The following is an 18,247-nucleotide window of genomic DNA, read 5'->3' as shown; positions in this document are numbered from 1 at the left end:
CAAAACGCTAGGCGCGGCCGAACAAAGTTGTCAATCTTTCTTGAGAGTTGTCAAGCTTTGGCAAGTGATCTAGCTTCGACCTGACCGAGCGGCCGCCGCCGGCTCCGGGGACTCCCCGTTCCGAGCCGGTCCGACCGCGTATTTGTCAGCCTCCGGTGGGCCTACAGCACCACCACCAACATTCCGGGGGAATACTCATGGAAAACGCCCGTCGTCGCACCACCGTCGCCGTCCTGTCGGCCGCCGTCCTCGCGCTGGGTGCGGCCGCCGTCGGCGCCGGCACGGAGGGCCCTGCGGCCCAGGCCGCGCACGTGAGGATCGACTGGCCGCTTCACGGCGCGCACGACGTCAGCGTGCAGTTCGCTCCGGCCGTGACGGACCACATCGACTGGCCGTAACCCGCGGGGCACCCGTCGCGGGGAGGGTTCGCGCCGCGTGCGGCGTCCCACGCCGGGCGGACGCGGTGTCCGGGCGGGGCTGCGCAGTCCGCAGCCCCGTGCCGGCCCGGTTTGCCGGGGGTCGCCGCCCCCTCCCCGGTCATGAGTTGCCAAGAGTTGACAACCCTGTGTCCCACGCTGAAGATGGTTCCGTTCACGGGGACCCACAGGCTCAGGGATGGCTAAGTGCTCGAACAACCCCAGTTCGGACAGCTATTGAGAACTCTCCGGCAGGAACGGGGCCTGTCCCAGGCCGAAGTTGCCGATGGGGGCATGTCCACCGCGTATCTGTCACGCCTGGAGTCCGGGGCCCGGCGCCCGACCGCCAAGGTGCTCGACCATCTCACCCGGCGACTGGGCGTGCCTCCGTCCGTTTTCCAGGGCACCCACACCTCGCTCCTGGGTCAGGCCCTCGCCTCCGCCAGTTCCTCGGACGACACCGACGACGCCATACGGTTGCTCGGCGAGGCCGTCCAGGCGCACAGCGGCGAGGATCTCTCCCTGCGCTGGCTGTCCCTGTGGAAGCTGGCCCAGCTGCACGCCAAGCGGGGCAGGCGCCAGGGCGAACTCGCCGCGGCACGCGAACTCACCGAGCTCAGCGACCGCCTCGCGGTGTCCACCCTGCAGGTGCGCTCCCGCACTCTCCTCGCCCGCTGCCTGCGTGCCGTCGGTGACATCGACGAGGCCCGCGCCGTCGCCCAGACCGCCCTCGTTACCGCCGACAACGGGGCCGTCCCCGTGGCGGACACCGTCCGCGCCCGACTGGTGCTCGTCTCGGTCGAGGCGGAGTCGGGCCTGATCACGGAGGCGCGCCGGCTCGCCGACCAGCTGCTGGAACCGATCGACGTCCTGCCCCCCGTGCTGCGCGCCGAGGCCCTGTGGTCGGCCGCCAACGTACGCATCCGCCAGGGTGACCACCAGGGCGCCGCCGAGCTGTTGCAGCGGGCCCTGACCGACCTGCCCAGTCACGACGACCTGACGCTGCGGCTGCAGCTGGCCGCCTCTTCCCTGTACCTGCAGATGATCCCGCGCCGGGTGACCGAGGCCCAGCAGTGGCTGGCCGAGGCCGAACGCGCCCTGGGTCTCTTCGGAGGCCCGCTGCACCGCCAGGAGGTTCTCGTCATCAAGGCCCATCTTGCTTTCCACCAGCGCGACTTGGCGTTGGCCAAGGGGCTGTGCGAACTGCTCGCGGACGCCCTGCCACAGCTGACCTTCCGCGACCGGATCCGACTTGAGGTCCTCGCCCACCAGATCCGCATCCTCGAGGGCGACCGCGAAGCCGGCGTCCGCCGTATCGAGGAACTCGCCCAGGAGGCCCAGAACGCCTCCAACGTCCACCTGTCCTCTGAGATCTGGCGCACGCTGGCCGAGACCCTGGCCTGGGCCTCGGAGAGACAGGCCGCTCCCGGCCTCCGGGAGCCCTCGAACCTCCACGAAGGAGTCACCCGCTGATGCAGTCCGCGCTCCACGCCGACGCCGACGGGACGGCGGTCCCGGCCTCGTCCCCCTTCCAGACGGTGGACGACCCGGCCACGTACACCGCGGCCGTCGAGCAGTTCCTCACCGACCCCTCGCCCGCGACCGTCCCGGTGTGGACCGGTGGCCGCCCGGACCTCGTCGCCTCCGCCCGGCGCGCAGCCACGGTGTACGCGGGTGTCCGCCGCCCGGCCCCCCACGCACGCGGCATCCTGCTGAGCCCCGGCATCCTCCCCGCCGGGCTCGCGGCACTGATCGCACCGCTGGCCGAGGAGTGGCTCGACGAGAAGGAACTCGCAGCCGAGCTCTTCGATGAACCCGGCGCGCGACGCCGGGCGCCGGACGAGGGGGAGGGCCCTGGCGATGGCAGCACCACGGAGGCCGGACCCGCCCCCGCGCGTTCCCTGGTGATCGCCGGCCTGTACGAGCACTTCACCCTCGACCCGCTGTGGAACGCCCTGTTGGCTGCCGCCCGCCGCGCCGACATGCAGATCACCTTCCTCACCGGCCGTGACGCTGCGTCCCTCGCCTGGTTCACCGCCAAGCAGTACGCCCACATCGCCACGGACGTCCAGCAGCTGGGCCTGTACACCTCCACCGACCGCCCCCTGGCCCAGGCGGGCATCCACCTGCGCGACGAACGCGGCGTGGAGAGCGAGGACATCAAAACCGAGATCCTCGGCACCCGCTGGAGGCGAATCCTCTTCCAGGGCCACGGCAAGGACGACTCGATCAACCTCGCCGACTTCACCGTGTGCGGCCTGAACGAGACCGCCCCGCGTGCCCCAGGGCTTCTCGGCCCGGCCTGCGCCTACGGCCCCACCTGCTACAAACCCATGGACAAGCTGATCCAGCTGCGCGAGGTCCGCGCCGCCGAGATCGTCCTGAGCTCGTGCAACAACGCTCCCTTCGCCGACACGGCCAGCTACGACCCGAAGTTCCAGCTGATGCTCAACGCGATCGACGGCACCGCCAAGGACGTCGTCGCCGCAGTCACCATCCATGACTCCGACCGCGTCGAGAACCGGGTCTGGATGGACGCCGCCCTCTCCGGAGCTCCCTCCGCCCCGAGCCTGAACGCCGGCATATCCACCGCCCAGCCCTTCCCCGCCTACCTCCACTTCGGCATGGCCGCCGACGACGCGAGCCCCACACCCGAGCCGCCGTCCGTGGACCCCGAGCCGCTGCTCCTCACCACCTCGGCCCGCCTCACGGCCTACCTCGCCGGCGGGCTGCTGCCCCCCAACAACCCGCTGCGTCCCCGGCTGGACAAGCTCGCCGCCAAGGTCGACGGACTGGTCACTCGCCGCTCATTGGCGGTGCGTGACCAGACCGGCACGATGCGCAGCCTCCTCGACGATCTGCAGTCCCTGGACCACGCCATCGCCGCACGGATCGCCGAGGACCCGGAGACCGAACTCAACGACTACCCGGCCCACTTCGGCGACCGCAGCCGCCTCGACGCGTCCTCCGCGGCACAGGTGCAGTGCCACTGCGGTCGGCCCGCCGAGCGGTACACCCGCAGAGCCCTGGTGCCCACCGCGCTCGACACCGAGTGCGTCATCTGCCCGCGCTGCGGGGACGTCTCCTTGCGCCTGCCCGGCGCGCCAACGGTCCTGGTCTACGCCGACGACGAGGTGCCCCAGGGCGGCGTCCTCCGGGTACGGCTGGTGGTTCGCGGCGCCCGCACCGGCCCGCTGCGCCTCGGCGTCTACGTTCCACGCTACCTGCGCGCCGACTGCGCGGTGGAGCCGGCCCTGCACAGGATCCGCGTCGCGCCCGATGAGGACCGTGAGGCCGAGTTCACCTTGCGTCTGTCCGCCGGCACCTCGCCCCAGGCCTACTATCTGACCGCGTACGCCGTGCAGGACCTGGCCGTGACGATGGCCCGCCGCCACTTCGGCGTCGTACCGGGCTGATCTATCGGAGTCCTACCAGTGCCTTGGCCAAGAGGCGCCAGATGTCGGCGGCGAGATCCAAGCTGCCCTCGTCACGGGCGCTGGACGCCACTCGTTCGAGACTCTCCGTACCTTCGGTCGTCTTCCCTTCACTGATGAGGAGCAGGCCGTCGAGCGCCGCCAATCGCGCCTTGTCACGGTATGTAAGCAGCAGCGCGGAGTCGTGCAGGGCTTCGTAAGCCGCTCTGGCGTCGGACAACCGGCCTTCGTGGTAGGCCAGGTAGGCAAGGAGAAGCTGCATTTCCTGGCGGTGCAGAGGACTTCCGGTGATCTCGACCGCGTGGGAGGCCTCAACGAGCCGACGGCGCGCCATCTCCGTCTTGGGCGGAGACAGTTGCAGATACAGGGAGGCGGTCGCGAGCCTGGCGCGGAGCCAGAAATTCGCATCGTGGTGAGTGGCGAGCAGTTGCAGCGCTTCTTCCAGGTGCCGCTCCGCGGTCGCGTAGTCGCCCAGCCGGACCCGGACGGTTGCCGACGCCCACAGTGCCTCGACCCTCAGGTCGGGCCTGTCATTCGGAACGAGGCTGCGCAAGTCGTCCGCGTAGGACAGGGCAGCGGTGAGCTGGCCGTCCTCGGCCTCGACGGAGATCATCGTGATCAGAGCACCGGCGATCTCGGGCGCATCAAGCGGCGTTCCGCGAGCGATCTCCAGGGCCCCTGTTGCGATTTCCCTTGCCCGACGCATCGCTCCCGTCGCCCGGAGGGAGCGGCCCAGCCGGGACCGGGCTCGGGACCTCAGGTCGTCGAGCCCCAGGTCATCACTGAGTGAGACGAGGCGTTCCAGGTAATCCTGTTCCTCTTGTCGGCTTCCGGTCCGTCCTGACACATCAGCCAGCAGCCAAAGAGCCTGGGCGCGAAGGAGCGGGTCTTCCTCGGGATCGAGGGCCCCGTGTTCCGCCAATGCCTCCACTGCCGCGTCCGACCCCGCAGAGGTCGCGGAAACGAGAGCACGTGCAAGCGAACTGACGTCCCTCGGCTCTCCTGCGAGCTCCTCCACAGTGATGTTCAGTCGCTGGGCGAAGTAGGCGACCACCTGCGCGGTGGGCGGCCGGGCGCCGGATTCCAGGCGGGAGAGGTAACCCGGCGACATGCCTTCACCGGCAAGGGCCGCCTGCGACAGGTGCCGCTCGGTTCTCAGTTGCTTGAGGCGGCGCCCGAAGTCGGGCTGCTTCAGAGATTCCACGTTCCACTCGTCACGTATTTGCAGGGCGACTGTGTCAGATCACTAAGAACTCGCTACACCATTGCCAGCTGTGGCAAGCTGTTGGAAATTCCTGGCACGACAGCCGTGCTGAGGGGGCTGTACCCACTACTTTAGGCCACACGCTGTGATGGAGGTTCGCCAGCTCGCCACAGCGACCCTCCTCCCCGGTCGATGTCCCCCTGCCCATGGCTGCGATGCCCGCTTCCCGCTCCCCATACCGCGAGGTCGAGGAGCTGATGCCCGAGCGCGGCGTCGAGGTCTCGTACGGGACCATCCGCCAGGTAGTGGGCCAAATTCGGCCATGAGAATGCGAACCGGCTGCGCCGGCGCCGCCCGTGGCCCGGGGCGGATGACACCTGGATGAGGCCTTCGTCAAGAGCAACGGCAAGTTGCCCCCAGGCACATCGCAGGCAAGAGAAGTTGTCAAGAGTTGACATCGTTTTGGCAACTGAAGCAACATCGTCTCAGTGCCGAGGATCTCCAGCCATGCGGGCCGGGGCCTTCTTTCGGCTGAAGCAGAACTGTGGCGGGGTTCGACCGCTGCCGTTGGACCACAGGAGATACGGAGGAGGGTCTAGATTGTCAGCCCTTCATGCAGACGTGGAGCGCCGGACGATGGCAGACGCTGATCGACGTGGCGCACCACCCCTGGACGGCCCGGGGCAGCCGGTCCCCAGGACCCTCGCCGACCACCTGGCGAACTACGCTTTGCTCACACCCGACGCGCCGGCCATCCAGCATGGCGGTGCCGTGCTGACCTACGCCGAGCTCGACGAACAGGCGACGCAGCTCGCGATCCGATTGCGAGACCTGGGCGTCGGGCATGGAGCGCGGGTCGCGGTGGAGATCCCGCGCTCGATCGACCACTTCGTGGCGCTCCTGGCAGTCTTCCGGGCCGGTGGGACCCACGTCCCGATCGATCCGGACCAGCCGGCCGAGCGCAGGCAGTCGATCGTTGAAGCCGCACAGGCCCACGTTCGCATCGGTCGCGGCCTGAGCACTGAGCGTCTGTCGGCGTTCGCGGCGACGGCGGCAGCGCCCGATACGCATGATGATCTCGCCTACATCATCCACACTTCGGGCTCAACCGGCACGCCCAAAGGCGTGATGGTGAGCCACGAGGCGTTCCTCCACCACCTGACGAGGGTCGGGGACGTCTACGGTTGCAGCTCCGGCGATCGGATCCTGATGGTGGCGGGCCCGGTCTTCGACGTGTCACTGGAGCAGCTCGGCCTCGCGGTCCTCAGCGGCGCCACGCTCATCCTGCCCGACGCAGATTTCTGGATGCCGCAGGAGATTCCCGGCAAGATCGCGGAGTTCGGCGTCACGGTGGCCGACATCTCGCCGGCCTACTTCCGCGAGACGCTTGCCCATGTAGAACGCCGCGATCCCCGCCTGCGCACCCTGCGGCTGCTCAACATCGGCAATGACGTCATCCGCTACGGGGACCTCCAAGAGTGGTTCGCCAAGGACGTTCCGGCGGATGTCATCTGCTGCTACGGGCCCACTGAGGCCACGATCACCGCCACGGTGTACCCGGTCACTCCGGCGATGGCTGAGGGGAAGAACCCGTCGGCGTCGGTCCCGATCGGGTCGCCGCTCCCCGGAACTCGTGTCTACGTGCTGGACGAACAGCTGCACCCCGTCGGGGACGGTGCTGTCGGGGAACTGTTCATTTCCGGGCCGCGAGTCGCCGCCGGCTATCTGCACCGCGCAGAGGAGACCGCCGCCCGCTTCCTGCACGACCCGTTCGCGGGTGAGTCCGGTACACGCATGTATCGGACCGGGGACATGGTCCGCAGGCGGTCAGATGGCGTTCTTGAGTTTCACGGAAGACGGGACGGCCAGGTCAAAATCCGCGGTTTCCGGGTCGAGCTCGGCGAGGTAGAGCACGCTCTGCGTGCTCATCCGGGCGTCCGCGCGGCTCACGCTCAGGTCGAAAAGGACCGCGACGAGGTCGCGATCACGGCTTACGTCGTGGGAGACGTGGATGTGCGGGAGCTCGCCGAGGACCTCCGGAAACGGCTCCCGGACCACATGGTCCCGGCGAAGTGGGCAACGCTCGACGCGCTGCCGTTCACGCCTGGGGGCAAGGTCGACCGGGCGGCGCTGCCCGCTGCCGGGCGAATCTCCGCCGACCCGAAGGGGGCCCGGTCCTCCTCCCGCACCGAAGCCGAGCTCTCGGAGATCTGGGAGTCGCTGCTGGGCACTGCGCCGGCCACTGGGGCAGACGACTTTTTCGATCTCGGTGGCGATTCGCTGAAGATCTCACGACTCAGTGCGCGCATCGGCGAGGTGTTCGGAGTCCGGGTTCCGCTGCGTCAGCTCATGGAGCACAGCGGTCTGTCGGATCTCACGGAGCTCGTGGAGGACCTGGTACGGCGCGACTCGGCCCGTCTCGCCGCCAAGGAGACCTTCAAGACGCGTTCCACAGCGTTCGACGTGACGGTCACGGTCAGCGATCCAGGATTTCTCGGGACGCCGATCGGTCACCGTCGCACCTGGATGCTGGAACGTTCCCTCAGCGAATTCCAGTCGGATCTGGAGCACCTGGACCGGCTCGTCGCGTCGCAGAAACGCGGCGTCGACCGACCTGCCATCAATGGGTCCTGGGATCGGAGCGGAGCTCGGTACACGCCTTCGGAGCTCGTCATCGAGGACCAGGAGGTCATGCAGGACTGGGAGCGCCCGCTCATGCGGGCGATGGCGGCCCACGTCACCGAGAGCCGAGGGCACGTGCTGGAGGTGGGGTTCGGCATGGGAATCTCGGCCACCTTCATCCAGGAGTTCGAAGCGGCCTCCCACACGGTCATCGAGCCGAACGAAGACGTCATCGTCGAGTTCAAACGGTGGCGCGAAGGCTACCCGGACCGCGACATCCGGCTGGTTCGCGGGTTCTGGGACGAGGTGATCGACCAGCTCGGACAGTTCGACGCGATCTTCTTCGACACCTATCCGACCAACGAGCGCGAGTATCGCGACACGGTCGTGCACAGCACCAACTATGCGGAGAACTTCTTCGAGGCGGCCGCCGCCCATCTTCGGACCGGAGGCGTCTTTTCCTACTACACCAACGAGATCGACACCGTCGGACGCTCCCACCAGCGCAGCCTGCTCAGGCATTTCTCCTCGTTCTCGGTCGAGGTGGTGCGCGATCTCGCGCCGCCGAGTGACTGCACCTACTGGTGGGCCAACTCGATGGTCGCCGTCAAAGCCGTTAAATGAGAGAGGCGGATACACCCATGCCCCCCAAGACGCTCGTGACCTATGTGCTGAGCGAAGAAGACAACGAGGCGTTCGACGCTGTCATCGACGACATCGTGCGAGCGGGGCACGACCCGAGGACCGGTGACCTGTACGACCTCGCGTGGCGGTATCTGGCTGGTGTCCCCGTGGGTCTGCGCGAGGCGCTGAGCGGTTTCCGCACCGCGGAGACCGGTAGCGCGTTCGCGATCCGAGGCTTCCGCATGGACCCGGACGGGATCGAGCCGACCCCGGCGAGCTGGGCCGATGCCGACTCGTTGCGGAGGGAGGAAATCTTCCTCGCGCTCACCGGTATGTGCCTCGGCGAGGTCTTCGGTTGGTCGACCATCCAGAACGGCAGTCTGATCCAGAACGTCCTGCCACTGCCGGGCGTCGAGCAGGAGCAGAGCGGCCACAGCAGTGACGTCCTGCTCGGGTGGCACACCGAGGACGCGTTCCACCCCTATCGGTGCGATTACGTCGGCCTGCTCGGCATCCGTAACCTCGACCGGATTCCCACGACGGTCGCCTCGATTCGGGACATCGAGCTCAGCGAAGAAGCCAAGAAGATCCTCTCCGAGCGCCGTTACGTGATCTATCCCGACACCGAGCACCTGGGCCAGACCCCCGACAACGGGACCCATTTCGGACTGTCGGAGATCCAGAAGCTGCGGGACGATCCGGAGCCCGTGGCCGTCCTCTTCGGTCACCCCGATGAGCCTTACCTGCGGCTTGACCCCTTCTACATGGAGACCTTCGGGACCGACCCCGAGGCCGAGGAGGCGCTCAAGGAGATCTGCGAAAAGCTCATGATCTCCGAGTACGACGTCGTTCTCGGGCCGGGCGACATCGTCTACGTCGACAACTTCACCGCGGTGCACGGCCGACGTCCCTTCCGCGCGAAGTACGACGGACGCGACCGCTGGCTCAAGAAGCTCACGGTGACGAGGAACCTGCGCGCTTCGCGCGGTCTGCGTCGCTCATCCTCCAGCCGAGTGATCGGCTGAGGTAGGGGAGAGGACTGCGCCCAGGCCATGGGCGCGGTCCACCCAGACGGTGCCATGGTCGGCACCCAGGGATTCGCGGGGGCCTACAGCTTCACTACGCCAAGTTGCGCACTTCGGGACGGGGCGGGCTGGTGCATGTCCATGAGACCGCGGACTGGAAGACCATGCGCAGTTCCCCAACCACCCTGTTCTCAGAGACCGCAAGTCGCTCTGCTCCGACGGCTTCCCCCGGAACCTGGCCGAGGGCGACTCATGCGCGATCTTCCGTGACGGATTCGCCCGGACCGGGGACCTTCTGGCCCGAACGGATCCGCTTCAGCGCCCTCGTCCGCTCCGTCCTCTCCGGAGAGAAATCATGCGTCCCTGTCTCCTGCTCGTCGATGGCCGGCCCGGCACCTTCACCGATCACGTCCTGAGCCGAGACGATCTCGACCTCGTGCTCTTGAGGTTCGAAGAGCACCTCTCCTCACTGCCCGCTGACTACCTCCTGCGCACGGCGGACATCCCCACGTTCACCATCGCCGCGGACGCCGACCTCCGGCAGGAGGCTGAACGCTACCTCGTCTGGGTGGCAGGGCTCCCGGCACGACCGGCCCACTTCTGCAATCCACAGGAGCCCCTGCAGGAGGTATCCCAGCGGTTCGCCGGCCTCGTCGGCCTGCCGCACCTCGACGCCGAGCAGGTGGCCTGGGTCCGGGACAAGACCGCAATGAAGCGGCGGTTCCGGGAAATCGGCGTCCCCTGTGCGGAGTTCGCCGAGGTCGCGGACGGCGACGACGTCCTCGCCTTCGCTGCCGCGCACGGATGGCCGCTCATCCTCAAGCCGGTTGACGGCTGGTCGTCCATCGACACCTACAAGCTCGACGACGAGCGCGATCTCGCGAAGCTCCTTCCCCTGCCCGCCTCGCGGCGGTGGATGGTGGAGGAGTTCCTCACCGGACGCGAGTACCAGTTGTGCGCTCTCGTCGCTCGCGGACGGGTCCTCGACACCTACATCTCGTGGACGCCGTGCGCGCTGCTGGAAACCGTCTACGGCGGCATCAACGGCTCCATCAGCCTCGGCGTCGACGACGAACTGGGCATCGACGCGAAGGAACTGGTTCAGCGCATCGTCGACGGCATGCGCATCGACCACGGCTACCTGCACATGGAGTTCTTTCGATCAGACGACGGCGGCGTCCACATGAGCGAGGTGGGAGCCAGGCTCGCCGGCTGCGAGCTGCCCTCCAACCACGGGCTCGCCCGGAACTTCGACATGATGGCTGCGACGCTCGACACGTACCTGGGCCGCGTGCCGTCGCTGGAGTACTCGGCGTTGCGCTGTGCCGGAGACCTGTTGCTCCCCTACAAGCCCGGTCGCGTCGTCAAGGTCACGCCCCTGGAGACGTTGCTCTCCATGCCCGGGGTGGTTCACGGCCGGATGAATGTCGCGAGCGGTGACGTCCTGCCGGATCAGCGGGCCTCCCACGCCTCCGCCGGCTACGTGCAGATCGTCGGCCCGGCCCGGCAGATCGTGGAGGACCGGATGACCGAGGTCTTGGGTGCCTTCGAACTGGTGACGGAGGACGCGCCATGAAGGCCTCCGCCTACGGCCGTCTCGTCGCGAGACCGGAGATCAGTGCCGCGATGTTCTGGTCGTTCGTCGGCCGTCTCCCCCTTTTCCTGGTGTCACTCGGGATCGTCCTGTTCATGACGGCCCATGGGGGGTCCTACGCGCTCGCTGGGCTGGCACTGGCCGTTTACACCATCGGCGGGGCAGTGCTCGGACCGCTGGCCGCCCGGCAGGTAGATCGCCGCGGCCGAGCCGGGATGCTGAAGCTCACCGCAGTCGTCTACCCCTCGGCCCTGCTCGTCTTCGTGACGACCATGACGGCAATGCCCGCAGTAGGGGTGCTGGCAGCAGCGGTGGCCGGTGGTTCGCTCCCTCCCGTCAGCGCCTCCTACCGTGCGCTGCTCTCCTCGCTGCCCTTCGAGGATGAGGAACGCACCTCGGCGTACGCTCTTGAGGCCGTGACGATGGAGGTCCTCTACATCGTCGGACCCCTCATCCTCAGCGGGCCACTCCTGTTCTTGGATCCGGCCGTCGGTCTGGTGGTCGGCGGCCTGCTGGGTTCGGCGGGGGCGGTGGGTCTGGCCCGCAGCGTCCCTGAAGCCGGGCCGGCGGCAGGCGAGAAGTCCGAGGAGCACTGGCTCGGCCCGCTTCGCTCCCTCGGACTTCTTGTGATCATCGCAGTGATCGCCTGCGGAGCGTTCGCGGTCGGCCTGTACAACCTGGCGCTGCCGGCATTTGCTGCGGATGGGGACGGATCCGGCAAGGTCGGGCTGCTTTTCGCCTCTTGGGGGGTCGGCAGCACGATCGGCGGTCTCTGGTACGGCACCCGGAGATTCCGCTCACGGATGCACAACCGGTTCGCACTTCTGGTCGCCCTGTTCGCGGCGGGGCTTCTGCTGCCGCTGGTCGCGACGGATTTGTGGACGATGGCGCTGGCTCCGGCCGTCGGCGGGACGGCCTTGGGGCCGCTGACGGCGGTTCAGTACGAGCTGGTCGGCATCCATGCGCCCAGCGGCACCACTGCGCAGGCATTCACCTGGGTCATGACGGGGACCGTCGCGGGCAGTTCGCTCGGCACACAGCTCGGAGGGCTCCTCATCGAGGACTCCGGGGTCGGCGGGGTGCTCACGCTGGCCGCGGTGGGCGGATCCCTGGCCGCACTCGTGGCCTGGGTCGGCGGGCGCCGCCACCTCATGGCCCGGCCTGGCGAACGACCCGCCTGACGCGCTGCTCACGCGTCCCGGAGATCACTCGAACACGTCTCACATTGCCCGACCAGACAAGGTTGATGTTTGATGACAATCCTCACGAATAACAAATTCAGCGATGAAGCCTCACCATGTCCGTCGGGTCCCGTCGTGGCGCTCGCGACCGAAGACGACCGGGAATTCTTGAGAAGCATCTTCGCGTCAAGTCTCGACCCCTTCTACGACGGGGATCACGAGGCGCACGCGGACAGGGTCCTCGACGCCCATCTCGCCGCGGGAACCGACAGCTACGGCCATTTCTCAGTGGCGCAGCGAACCTTCGTTCTCTGGTCGGACGGCTCGCCGCAAGCGCAGCGACTGGGCGTCCTGCACCTCGCGGTCAAACGGCAGGGAACTGTCAAGATCAGCCCGCTGATCCTGATTCCGAGCCATCGCCGGCGCGACGGTTTCGGGAGCATGCTCCTGCGCACCGCCCTGGCTTTCGCCTGGGAGCAGGGCGCTCGGCAGCTCTACTGCACGGTCGCCGCGGAGAACACGCCGGCCATCACGTTCTTCACGCGCCATGGGTTCAGGATCGCCGGGGAGTCGCCGAACCAGTACAAGCCCGGCACGACCGAGCTGATTCTCTACCGCGGGCTCGTCGCGGCAGACGGCGAGTCGCCGTGTGACCTGCGCATGCGCCTGTTCGAGGACGGCGACGCGGCCGTGGTGCGCGATCTCATCCTGGATTCGATGCCCGGCGCCTTCCAGGGCGTGGACGACGACTGGGTCCGGGCGCTGTTCGATGGCCATGACCGCCGGTTCGGCAGGGACCTCAATCAGAAATACAAGATCATTTATGTGGCGGTGGACTCGTCCGGGGCGATCCAGGGAATCGTCGCCGCCGGCCCCAAGAAGGGCGACCCGGTGAAGCTCATGCCGCTGTGCGCGAAGTCTCCCGAAGCGTTCGGCTTCATGCTCGACGAGATTCCCCGACTCTTCAAAACCCTGGGCCGGAAGCTCTATACGCACCTTCCGGCGTCGCCCGCGACCACCGCCCTCATGCAAGGCGGCGGATGGCGGCTCGAAGGGCTTATGCCCGCGGCCTATCATCCGGACTGGTGCACCGTCCAGTGGAGCCTCTGCTTGTGAAAACCTCACTGGGCGGTGAGAGAGCGTGCATCAGTATCGGCCCCGCGGAGGAGAACGATGCGTTCCTCGCCGTCACCGCTGTGCTCGCGAGAGGCCGGGTGGTTCACTCAGAGATGGAAGAGATGGTGGGGAGATGAGAATTCGTCGCGCTCCGCGGACCTCGTCCGAGGTCTGGTTCCGCTGCCCCCGACCCATGCCCGGTGCCCAGGCGCGGCTCGTCTGTTTCGCGCACGCGGGCGGCTCTGCTGCGGCCTTCCGCTCCTGGGACATGGGACCCGACGTCGAGGTGGTTGGTGTCCAGTATCCGGGGCGGGCCGATCGATTCGGAGACCCATTTCCCGAGGATCTGGAACAGCTCGGCCGCGAAGTCGGCGAAGCGATCGCCACGCTGGACGAGCGCCCGACGGCCCTGTTCGGTCACAGCCTGGGCGCTCTGGTCGCCTATGAGGCGGCTCGTCATCTTGAGGAGATCGGTCAGGCACCCGTTTATCTGTTCGCCTCGGCGTGCCGTTCGCCGCAGGTCGCCGACAGTAGACCACCCATCGCAAGGCTGGACGACGCGACCCTCGCCGCAGAACTGATGAAGATGGGAGGCACCGATGCTCTGGTCCTAGCGGATCTGGAGCTGCGCGATCTGGTTCTACCCTATATCCGTGCAGATTTCGCCCTGCTTGAGGCTTACGCCCCCTTGGCGGAACCACTCGCAGTGACACCGGTTCTGGCGCTCAACGCAGTTGCCGACCCTTACGTAACCTGCGCGGAGATGGCCGGATGGTCGGGGGTCACGCAGGCCGGGTTCCGGGCGGAGAGGTTCGCCGGAGACCACTTCTATCTGGTTCCGAGGCAGGAGGAGGTGCTCGCCACCCTCCGCGCCGCCCTGGGTGTGTAGAAGGGCCGGGGTTGAGCGGCAAGGGGAGGCTCCCCCCATGCAACATGACCGATCCGGCCATCCGTGATGCAACACCTATCCCATCATGTCGTACCGGCATGGGCGTCGGACGTTGATCCGGACCGATTCTGCGGGCGGCACCCGCGAGTTCGTCGCCTGGTTCGCCCAGCGCGGCCGGTGGCTGTCCTACTCGGTCGGCATGGCGATCACCCCCGCCATCCACCAGTACGTGCTGAAAGTTCCCGATCACGCCTGGACGCCCGCCGTCGAGCCCGACGGCAACATCCGCGACGGGGCCTGGATCGCCGAACTCGCCGGTGACGTCCTGACCGGCTGGCCGAAGGGGATGCGGCTGATCGTGCGGAAGGAACGACCGCACCCCGGTGCCCAGTTGCGGATCACCGACGCCGACGGCCTGCGCCTCACCCGCTTCGCCACCAACACCACCGAGATGCCCATCGCGGCACTGGAGCTGCGGCACCGCCAGCGGGCACCGGCCGAGGACCGGATCCGTGCGGCCCGCGCCAACGGCCTGCGCAACCTGCCCCTGCACGACACCGCCCAGAATCAGATCGGATCCGCGGCGTTGGCTGGAGCTTCGGCGCTTTCGTGGCTTGCTGGAGTCCGGGGCGATGAGCCTGTCGGAGATCGCGAGGGAGACCTTTCCGGTGAGGGCGTCTTGGTGGGCGCCGGCCGGCCGGCGACAGTCGGGCCCGGCGCGGGCTGCCACGGCCACGGCACCCAACGGCAGTTCTCCCGAGCACGACTCGCGGGTGAACGTATCCGCGGCGGGCGACCAGCACTACAGCGCGATGGCGTCGCGCGGTTACCTCGGCGATCCGCCGACTCGTCCGCCGAACTCCGGCCCCCGTCATAGCGAAGGCGCTCGGCTACCACGACAAGACGTCCTCAACGCGGACGACGTGGAGTTCCGTGCCGCCCCGATGGCGCTTGGAACGTCCGAACAGACCGACAGCGATCACCGACTGATCGTGAGGCTCATCATGGCCGACATGGGTCGGGACGTCGTTGTGACGCTGTTGACGACCCATCCCGCGGCGTCCTTGAGGTCCATCACCCCAAAGTCTGCTGCCGAAGACCCGGCATCCGCCGGGCGAACTTCTACCGGATCTCGGTGGCCTGTTCAGCAAGCTCTCCCTCCGGAGCGGTCAGCACGACACAGGTGCCATGCTCGAATAGCACCCACGATTTGCCGCGGCGGGCGAGAAGCCGCTGTCAGACGTCTCTCAGCATCTCGGTGTTCACGGCGGCGATCACGCCGCAGAGCACCGACACAGGATGACGATCGACCGGCGCCCTGTGGCGACTACCCGACTCCTGAACATGCGGGCCCACCGGGTGCCAAGGCTGAGCCAGGACTCCAGGGCCGAGACGCACGGCCCGGCTCACGCCGATCCCCCGTGCCGGGGGCATGAGAGCGACGGGATACGAGACGACGATCCGGGCACAGGAGGGCAGTTCGGGCCCGGGCTGCGCGGCCCGCCGACAGTTGGACCCGTCGCGCATCAAGGCCTTCGCATCGCCGAGTCGTCACCCTCTGGCGGAGCGAGGGATTCCTTACCGCTCGTAACAGGGGAAATTCGTCCGGTAGTAATTAGATGAATCACTGACTGAATTTCCGTCAGCAAGCCTCACCTTATTATCTCGATTTCATAACGACATCACGGAAATGGCCTGGACCTTTTCGTGTCTACACGCGTAACCGGCCTGATTTCAAAGCTAATTGATAGATCATCAGATGCAGCCATCAAGGTAACAGTCAGATATCTCGAAGTGCATTCCCGTTTGTCCGAATTCTCCACCGCACCCGTCTGGCAGGCTTCCGTGCACCCACTCCTCCGGCCACGATTTTGAGGTGCGCATGACGGGTTACCGTCGAAAGGAACGTGAACACCGGCGCAGACCGCGCCGGTTGATACTCCTCACCGCCGCCATGGCGTCGGCCGCGGTATTAGCGGTGGGCAGCGCCTACTTCGGGCTCGGCGACAGCGCCCAGGCGGGGACCGCCGCTCAGGCCGACGCAGCCGCGGACGTCCTCACACCGGCCGCCGCGCCAGCCCGAGACGCGGAGCCTGCGCCCATCGCGGACGCGCCCGCCAACGACACGACGCGCGGCATGGTCTACGACGGCCTCAGGGCCGCGCCGAAGGGCGACAAGTGCGTCGGCGTCTACCGCACGGAAGCCGGGCTGTGCAGCCACGGTCCCGACGCCCCGCCGAAGGGCGTCGACATCAAGGCCGACGTCGCCCCTGTCGTCAAGACGAAGGCCGTGGCTTCCGATCCGGCCCGCCCGGAGTCCGGCGAAGTGGCCGCCGCCGAAGTCAGCGGGCGTCCTCAGGACGCGCCCGCCGCCGACGCAGCATCCGCCAAGGCCCCAGCGTCGAAGGCCCCGGCCCCCGCCGGCGGCAAGGCTGCGGCCGCCGGTCCCGCCGGGCAGACCGTCCAGTGCGACGGTGACGGAAGCACCGGCAACCGCGTCCAGGTCGTCTACGTGCACGGCCCTGACCGCGACCGGTACTCCGAGTATCTCGCCTCGTTCCGCAAGTGGGCGGCCGACGCCGACTTCATCTACTCGGCGAGCGCCCAGGAGACCGGCGGCGTCCGACACATCCGCTACGTGACAGCCGCTGACTGCACGCCGACCGTGCTCAATATCGAGCTCCCGGCCTCCGCCCTCGCCGAGTTCAGCGCCACCAACAACGCGCTGGCCGCCAAGGGCCTCGACCGCCGCGACCGCAAGTACATGATCTTCTCGGACACCCAGGTCTACTGCGGCATAGGCACGTTCGCCGGCGACGAGCGCCCCGGGCAGAACAATCAGAGCAACTTCGGTCCCTCCTACGGCCGTACGGACTCCGGCTGCTGGGGCGGCCACACCGCCGCGCACGAACTGGGCCACAACCTCGGCGCGGTCAACAACAGCGCTCCCAACACCAGCCGCGGCGCCCACTGCACGGACGAGTGGGACGTCATGTGCTACTCGGACACCCCGTACTACCCCCAGATGCGTGACATCTGCACCAACAAGGCGTCCGAGAACATCCTGGACTGCAACCACGACGACTACTTCCACACGAGCCCCAAGCCGGGCAGCTACCTGGCCACCCACTGGAACATCGCCGACAACCAGTTCCTGATGAAGGGCAAGGGCGGCAACCCGAACCCCGATCCCAACCCGCAGCCCACCACCAAGCCCACGCCCACCCCGACCAAGAAGCCGGGTGGCGGGCCAGCCGTAACCGTCGGCCAGATCGGGTCCAACTCCGCGGTGACAAGCTGGCCCAAGATCGACGGCGCCGCCTGGTACCAGGTGCTCCTCAACGGCAAACACCTCACCTGGGTCCAGTCCCAGACGCTGAACATCCACAACCTCCAGCCCGGCACGGAGTACAAGGTCGCCGTCTCGGTGCGCGACGCCGCCGGCCGTGACAGCGGCCCCGGCAACGTCACCGCCTTCCGCACCACCGGCGGGGGCAACGCCACCCCCGGCACCCGCTACACCCTCGGCAACGGCAGGACAGGCATGGCCGCCGAACTGTGGGGCGGCCGCGGCGCCGACGGCACCCTCCTCGTGGGAGCCCGCGCCAACGGCTATGCCCAGCAGCAGTGGCTGTTCGAGGACGCCGGCAGCGGGCTGTTCCGCATCAAGTCCGCGGTGTCCGGCAAGTGCCTGCAAACGGGCGGCGCCCCGGCCCAGGGCATGTGGATCGCGCAGCAGCCCTGCGGCAGCGCTGCCACCCAGCAGTGGAAGCTGAACTCAAGTTCAGGCACCTCCACCATCACCGACGCGAGCGGCGGATACGCCCTCACCGTGAGCAACCGCCCGTACTACGGCGAATGGCTGCTCGACCTCCAGCGCGCGGACGGGCGCGCCACGCAGGTCTGGACGGTCCAGAAGGTCGGCTGACCTACGACCGTCTGATCAACCGCCGGCGGACGGCCGTCTTCCCCATGCGGCCGTCCGCCGGCTCCCTCACGGCACCACACCTCCACCGCAGCGCAGCGGTGGCAGCCCCTCGCATCCCCACCGCACCAGGGAGCACCACAACGATGCGTACACGCCGCAGCCCCCGGCACGTACCGGACTCGGGTCCTGTTCTGGTGAGCCCAAGCGTCGTGGC

11 protein-coding genes and 1 pseudogene are annotated in these 18,247 nt (G+C 67.8%); 11 read left to right on the top strand and 1 reads right to left on the bottom strand.

Annotated features, from left to right (window positions below; translation table 11 throughout):
- Window positions 1-197 precede the first annotated feature (197 nt).
- The 3 genes from ACWFQ8_RS07910 to ACWFQ8_RS07900 all read left to right on the top strand — a co-directional run bounded on the left by ACWFQ8_RS07910 (window position 198) and on the right by ACWFQ8_RS07900 (window position 3,832).
- Complete coding sequence (locus ACWFQ8_RS07910) at window positions 198-398, top strand: hypothetical protein (protein ID WP_453785331.1); 201 nt, start codon at window positions 198-200, stop codon at window positions 396-398.
- A 225-nt stretch (window positions 399-623) separates the two neighbouring features.
- The gene (locus tag ACWFQ8_RS07905) at window positions 624-1,889 is read left to right on the top strand and encodes a helix-turn-helix domain-containing protein (RefSeq protein WP_453785330.1); all 1,266 of its coding nucleotides are present in this window, start codon (window positions 624-626) and stop codon (window positions 1,887-1,889) included.
- The gene (locus tag ACWFQ8_RS07900) at window positions 1,889-3,832 is read left to right on the top strand and encodes a hypothetical protein (RefSeq protein WP_453785329.1); all 1,944 of its coding nucleotides are present in this window, start codon (window positions 1,889-1,891) and stop codon (window positions 3,830-3,832) included. The genes ACWFQ8_RS07905 and ACWFQ8_RS07900 overlap by 1 nt, the downstream gene beginning before the upstream one ends.
- Window position 3,833: 1 nt before the next feature.
- On the opposite strand, the gene ACWFQ8_RS07895 is transcribed toward ACWFQ8_RS07900, so the two are convergent.
- Entirely contained in the window at window positions 3,834-5,054 is a 1,221-nt protein-coding gene (locus ACWFQ8_RS07895) for a helix-turn-helix domain-containing protein (protein WP_453785328.1), read from the bottom strand.
- A 636-nt stretch (window positions 5,055-5,690) separates the two neighbouring features.
- Between ACWFQ8_RS07895 and ACWFQ8_RS07890 the strand changes: the two genes are divergently transcribed.
- The 8 genes and pseudogenes from ACWFQ8_RS07890 (at window position 5,691) to ACWFQ8_RS07855 (ending at window position 18,033) form a co-directional block, all read left to right on the top strand.
- The gene (locus ACWFQ8_RS07890; RefSeq protein ID WP_453785327.1) at window positions 5,691-8,300 is read left to right on the top strand and encodes an amino acid adenylation domain-containing protein; all 2,610 of its coding nucleotides are present in this window, start codon (window positions 5,691-5,693) and stop codon (window positions 8,298-8,300) included.
- Between the two features lie 17 nt (window positions 8,301-8,317).
- Window positions 8,318-9,325, top strand: a complete 1,008-nt coding sequence (gene gntD / locus ACWFQ8_RS07885; protein ID WP_453785326.1) for a guanitoxin biosynthesis L-enduracididine beta-hydroxylase GntD — start codon at window positions 8,318-8,320, stop codon at window positions 9,323-9,325.
- A gap of 355 nt (window positions 9,326-9,680) precedes the next feature.
- Window positions 9,681-10,901, top strand: a complete 1,221-nt coding sequence (locus tag ACWFQ8_RS07880; RefSeq protein WP_453785325.1) for an ATP-grasp domain-containing protein — start codon at window positions 9,681-9,683, stop codon at window positions 10,899-10,901.
- On the top strand, window positions 10,898-12,100 hold the full coding sequence (locus ACWFQ8_RS07875) for an MFS transporter (protein WP_453785324.1): 1,203 nt from the start codon (window positions 10,898-10,900) through the stop codon (window positions 12,098-12,100). The genes ACWFQ8_RS07880 and ACWFQ8_RS07875 overlap by 4 nt, the downstream gene beginning before the upstream one ends.
- A gap of 135 nt (window positions 12,101-12,235) precedes the next feature.
- Window positions 12,236-13,216 carry a GNAT family N-acetyltransferase gene (locus ACWFQ8_RS07870; RefSeq protein WP_453785323.1) on the top strand — a complete coding sequence of 327 codons (981 nt, stop codon included), beginning with the start codon at window positions 12,236-12,238 and terminating at the stop codon, window positions 13,214-13,216.
- Between the two features lie 133 nt (window positions 13,217-13,349).
- Window positions 13,350-14,105: a thioesterase II family protein gene (locus ACWFQ8_RS07865; RefSeq protein WP_453785322.1), complete on the top strand. Its 756-nt coding sequence runs from the start codon at window positions 13,350-13,352 to the stop codon at window positions 14,103-14,105.
- A gap of 91 nt (window positions 14,106-14,196) precedes the next feature.
- Window positions 14,197-14,673 (top strand): annotated as a pseudogene (locus tag ACWFQ8_RS07860) (transposase); the annotation flags it as partial.
- Window positions 14,674-16,038: 1,365 nt separating this feature from the next.
- On the top strand, window positions 16,039-18,033 hold the full coding sequence (locus tag ACWFQ8_RS07855) for an RICIN domain-containing protein (protein ID WP_453785321.1): 1,995 nt from the start codon (window positions 16,039-16,041) through the stop codon (window positions 18,031-18,033).
- Window positions 18,034-18,247: the final 214 nt, after the last annotated feature.

This window comes from Streptomyces sp. NPDC055254 (assembly GCF_053606025.1).
The sequence above is the reverse complement of the archived record's forward strand: the minus strand, read 5'-3'. Positions and strand labels throughout refer to the sequence as shown.

Excerpts from the sequence above, each read along its gene's own strand:
- ACWFQ8_RS07875 (WP_453785324.1), top strand. The coding sequence starts at position 10,898 with ATGAAGGCCTCCGCCTACGGCCGTCTCGTCGCGAGACCGGAGATCAGT.
- gntD (WP_453785326.1), top strand. The coding sequence starts at position 8,318 with ATGCCCCCCAAGACGCTCGTGACCTATGTGCTGAGCGAAGAAGACAAC.
- ACWFQ8_RS07890 (WP_453785327.1), top strand. The coding sequence starts at position 5,691 with ATGGCAGACGCTGATCGACGTGGCGCACCACCCCTGGACGGCCCGGGG.
- ACWFQ8_RS07910 (WP_453785331.1), top strand. The coding sequence starts at position 198 with ATGGAAAACGCCCGTCGTCGCACCACCGTCGCCGTCCTGTCGGCCGCC.
- ACWFQ8_RS07865 (WP_453785322.1), top strand. The coding sequence starts at position 13,350 with ATGAGAATTCGTCGCGCTCCGCGGACCTCGTCCGAGGTCTGGTTCCGC.
- ACWFQ8_RS07880 (WP_453785325.1), top strand. The coding sequence starts at position 9,681 with ATGCGTCCCTGTCTCCTGCTCGTCGATGGCCGGCCCGGCACCTTCACC.
- ACWFQ8_RS07900 (WP_453785329.1), top strand. The coding sequence starts at position 1,889 with ATGCAGTCCGCGCTCCACGCCGACGCCGACGGGACGGCGGTCCCGGCC.